The organism is Mycobacterium sp. (genome assembly GCF_049281135.1).
In the GTDB taxonomy this organism is placed as follows: Bacteria; Actinomycetota; Actinomycetes; order Mycobacteriales; family Mycobacteriaceae; genus Mycobacterium.
The window spans coordinates 1-3,878 of record NZ_JBAPRN010000209.1; the positions used below are offsets into that span (position 1 = coordinate 1).

The 3,878-nt window shown below is 63.0% G+C and carries 4 protein-coding genes; all 4 read right to left on the reverse strand.

The annotated features are described in order from the left end of the window. On the reverse strand, window positions 1–1,521 hold a 1,521-nt coding region (locus WAN02_RS08700; protein WP_422263752.1), incomplete at its 3' end, for a DNA polymerase. Continuing rightward, on the reverse strand, window positions 1,522–2,202 hold the full coding sequence (locus WAN02_RS08705; RefSeq protein WP_422263753.1) for a hypothetical protein: 681 nt from the start codon (window positions 2,200–2,202) through the stop codon (window positions 1,522–1,524). Beyond that, a complete protein-coding gene (locus WAN02_RS08710) occupies window positions 2,189–2,422 on the reverse strand; it encodes a helix-turn-helix domain-containing protein (RefSeq protein WP_422263754.1) in 234 nt (77 codons plus the stop codon). The genes WAN02_RS08705 and WAN02_RS08710 overlap by 14 nt, the downstream gene beginning before the upstream one ends. Window positions 2,423–2,606: 184 nt before the next feature. Beyond that, window positions 2,607–3,725: a tyrosine-type recombinase/integrase gene (locus WAN02_RS08715; RefSeq protein WP_422263755.1), complete on the reverse strand. Its 1,119-nt coding sequence runs from the start codon at window positions 3,723–3,725 to the stop codon at window positions 2,607–2,609. Between the last annotated feature and the right edge of the window lie 153 nt (window positions 3,726–3,878).

Genomic DNA, 3,878 nt, shown 5'->3' on the forward strand with positions numbered 1-3,878 from the left:
GTCATGCACTGGGCAGCAGATCTGAACACCACGTTCCGTTGCCAAAGAGCAAGCGAGCCTTAACATTTCGGCGCCGTTAGACTGCATCGGATAATTACGTAGCTGAGACGGCCTGGCGATGTTGTTCGTCCGCAGCGTCCACCCGAACACCGTGGACAAGTTCCCGGCCAGCTGCCCGGTGTTGATGATCTGCTCCTGCCACGCGGTGAACACCGGGAAGGTGAGCGCCATCCTGCGCAACAAGTCCTCGGACTCAATCACCGACAACCCGGTGCGCCCGGCCAAGCTAACGGCCTGCTGCCCATAGTTAGACGCCAGTAGGCAAACCTTGAACAGGTCCCGCTCGGCAGGGTGGGTCGCCCTGGTGGCGTCCATCGGGATCAGCTTCGCCATCTTGCCGAACGCCAGATATGGGTCACCGGACTGCACCGCGTCCAACAGAATCGGGTCACCAGACAGCGCCGCGGCAATGTAGACCTCTTGGGACTTCCAGTCGATATAGGCGATACCGAACCCTTCAGCGGGCTTGATCAGTCCGCGCAGCCAAACGCTCGGCCCGAAGATGAACTTGCTGTTGGACGGAGTGTTACGTCCGCTTCTCGCGCCGAAAGGACTGAGCAGCACCCGGTTCCGGCCATCTGGCCCGACCGCCAGATTCTCCAGTCGTAGCTCCCCCATGGTGTGCCGCAGCTCCTTCAGCGGCTCAAGGAACGGATACTGCTTGGCCATATCCCGGAAGGTGTCCTGATCGAGCTGTAGACGGCCCGTCGGGGTCCGCGGCCAGGTGATGTTGTGCTCAGCGAGGTAGCCGGCGAACAACCCGGACTTGAACGTGGTGCCCTCGTACACCCCGAAGTCCTTGTCAATCACCTCAATCAGATCGGTCTTGATGAGATCCCAGCGGGCCCGCAGATGTTCCAGCGTGTCCACGTCGATCGGCACGCCGGTCCGCTCCATGCGCGCCACCGCGGCCATGTAGCGGCCACGCAGTAATGCCTGACCGAAACCCTTGGGGTGAGACGTGATGGCCGGCAGAATGCGCTCCAACAGCGGCGCCATCACGTCAACGTCAGATTGGCAGTAGTCCAGAATGCGCCGGCGTTCGGTGGTAGACCACGGGCCACCACGCAAAACCAGGTCGCGCTCCGTGTGCTTCTGCTCCGCGGTGATGGCCGGGATGCCGTGGTAGGAGAGCGCACCCAACAGCCCCCGGCCCGCCGGCAGCGCCAACCCGTTGGTCTCGTTACGGAACTCGGTGAACAAGTCCAGCACCCGCGGCGGTATCGGCCAGCCGAGCTGCAGGAAACAACCCAGCTCCGCACTGGCGAAGTAGGCGACGAACAACGTGTCGTCGTCGATCGGGAACGGCGGCTCGGACCCAAGGTCGCCCTGCCACAACCTGATCAGCTTGTTGGTGACCAGCTCCCTCGCCACCATGCAAACCGGGACGGGTGAACTCCCCGACTCCGAGATGAACTCGAAGTCGAGGAGCCACACCTCCCGAAACGGGAGTCCCAACATCTAGATCTCGCCGGCCAGCTCGCGGATGATCTCGTGGTCGTCGCGGTCGATCAGGTTATACCGAAACGCGATCGCGATCAGGTCCCGCAACGACTTGTCAGGCCACTGCGGGTCGCCCAGATCACCCTTGGCCCTGAACATCTGATAGGCGCCCAAGTCGCGGTCCCACGCCAACTTCGTCCACAAGGTCTTCGCCTGGTCGGCACCCTGCAGCGCTGAGTCCGATATGCGGCGGATGCGGTTATCACCGTCACCGGGCAGACTCACCGTCCACAAGAACACCGAACCTCGGCGATTCATCACAGTGAACAACCGAACAAACTTCAGCTCCGTCGCCACCAGCGGGCGGATCTCCGGTGTCACCAGATAGGGCTCGCGGTCCATACCGTTCTCCCGCTCCAGTAGCGACATGTCCAAGCTGTAGTCCGGGCTCGGGTGCACCCGGAACCACTCCGTTCTCTTGGGCTTGCGGACCGGGACGGTGGTCAGGACTTGTTCGACGTCGTACTCGGCCACCGCATCCACCCGCAGCGCCGCGGGGTCGAAGGGGTCATACGCTCCCAGACCTGGGGCAGGGTCGGTTATCCTGGGGCTATTCGCTCCCTCGGTGGTGGTGGATTCTGTTGGTTGGGTTGTCCGGCGGTTGTCGCGGCCGCCGGCTTCCCGCTTATCCGGTGACATCGACGCCCCCATAGGGCAGGAGAGCGGATTCGATGTCGGACATGCGCACTCGGATGGTGCGGCCGATCTTGTACGCGCGTAAACGGCCGTCGGTCAGCATGGTGTAGAACGTCGCACGGGAGATACCGAGATAGGCGCACGTATCGGTGACGCTGATCAGCCGGTCATCTAGGGCTGCGTTTTTCTTGGCCAACGACGGCTTGATGATGGTTTTGGTCATGGTGTCCCTGTCGGGTCGGAGGGGTCGAGAAATCCGACCGGGCCAACAGGGGTGCCTCGGCAAACCAGGCGACCGATGTATCCGGCGTACAGCAGATGACGGACTCGTGGGACGGGGTGCTCCGCTCCTATTTACCGTCTAGGGGTGCGGCCCGTCAGTGTTACTAGGTTACCGCTAAATCCATTCAGCTCTGTGCAAGTCGTGACATGGCGTCGGCCACAGCCTTATCCCGGTCAGCAGCAGCGTGCTGATACCGCATGGCTGCCGCGGCAGTGGAGTGACCGAGGCGGGCCATCAGCTCAACGAGGGTGGCGCCGGTCGATGCGGCCAGCACTGCCCCGGTGTGCCGAAGATCGTGGAATCGGAGATCGTCGCGGCCGGCGGCGGCACGCGCCATGTAGAAGTGCTGAAGCAGCTCTTTTGTCTGCTGCCACCGTGTCGGGTCGACCGGCGACGGGAACAGTAGGGCATTGGCGCCGGGGGCGGTGTGCTCGAACAGGTGGTCGCGGAAGCGGTCGACCAGGTGCGGGGGAATGTGGACATCGCGGAAACTAGCCGCCGACTTCGGGGTGTCAGTGTGGCGCTGGCCGCCGACCCGAACGAGGCCCCGGCGGATGCGGACGATCCCGTTGTCGATGTCGATATCGCCGCGGCGGAGTTCCAAGATTTCGCCCTGCCGCATGGCCAGCCAGGACGCGCAGATGATGGTGAGTCGCAACCGGGGCGGCATCTTCATCGTGATTACGTCGATCTCGCCGATGGTGGCCGGGGTGACCTGATGGACGGGCGCCTTGACTCGGCCAGCCCCGCGGATACGGCACGGCTGCGTGTCGATGAGTTCGTCGGCGAGCGCGGTCGTCAGGATGGTGCGCAACAGGCTGTAGGCGTGGGCGCGCATCGTCGGCTTGTCGGCCAGGGCGGTGGCGTACCAGCTTCGGACATCCGCGGCGGTGATCCCGGTCAACAGCTTGGCGCCGAACACCGGCAGCAACTCCCGGTCCAAGATCCCCTGATAGTGGCCACGGGTCTGGGCCTTCAGTGGTCTACCGCCCACCTGGCGAGTGTCCAACCATTCGGGGGCGTAGTCGGCGAAGGTGATCTTCTGGCGACGACGACCGGCCGCCGGGTCGAACCGGTCAGCATCAATTTCGCGGCGCCGATCCGACAGCCAGATCTCAGCCTCAATCTTGGATGGGAAGGTGGCCGGTGCGGTGATCTTGGTTCCCGTGAGGGTGCGGTAGTGCGCTTGGTGCCGACCGGACGGCAGTTTGCGGATCGATCCGAAACCTCGACGTTTGGCCATGGTGGTGGTTCCCTTCGTGCAACATACGTGCAACTCAGCCTGAATAAATCTAGTCAGAGTTATACAACTTTAGACACGCCATTGCCAGTATTGATGCAGCTCAGGGATGGTTTTCGGCTGGTCACAGCCCTACTGTAGCAAAACCTGCTGGGG

Excerpts from the sequence above, each read along its gene's own strand:
- WAN02_RS08705 (WP_422263753.1), bottom strand. The coding sequence starts at position 2,202 with ATGTCACCGGATAAGCGGGAAGCCGGCGGCCGCGACAACCGCCGGACA.
- WAN02_RS08710 (WP_422263754.1), bottom strand. The coding sequence starts at position 2,422 with ATGACCAAAACCATCATCAAGCCGTCGTTGGCCAAGAAAAACGCAGCC.
- WAN02_RS08715 (WP_422263755.1), bottom strand. The coding sequence starts at position 3,725 with ATGGCCAAACGTCGAGGTTTCGGATCGATCCGCAAACTGCCGTCCGGT.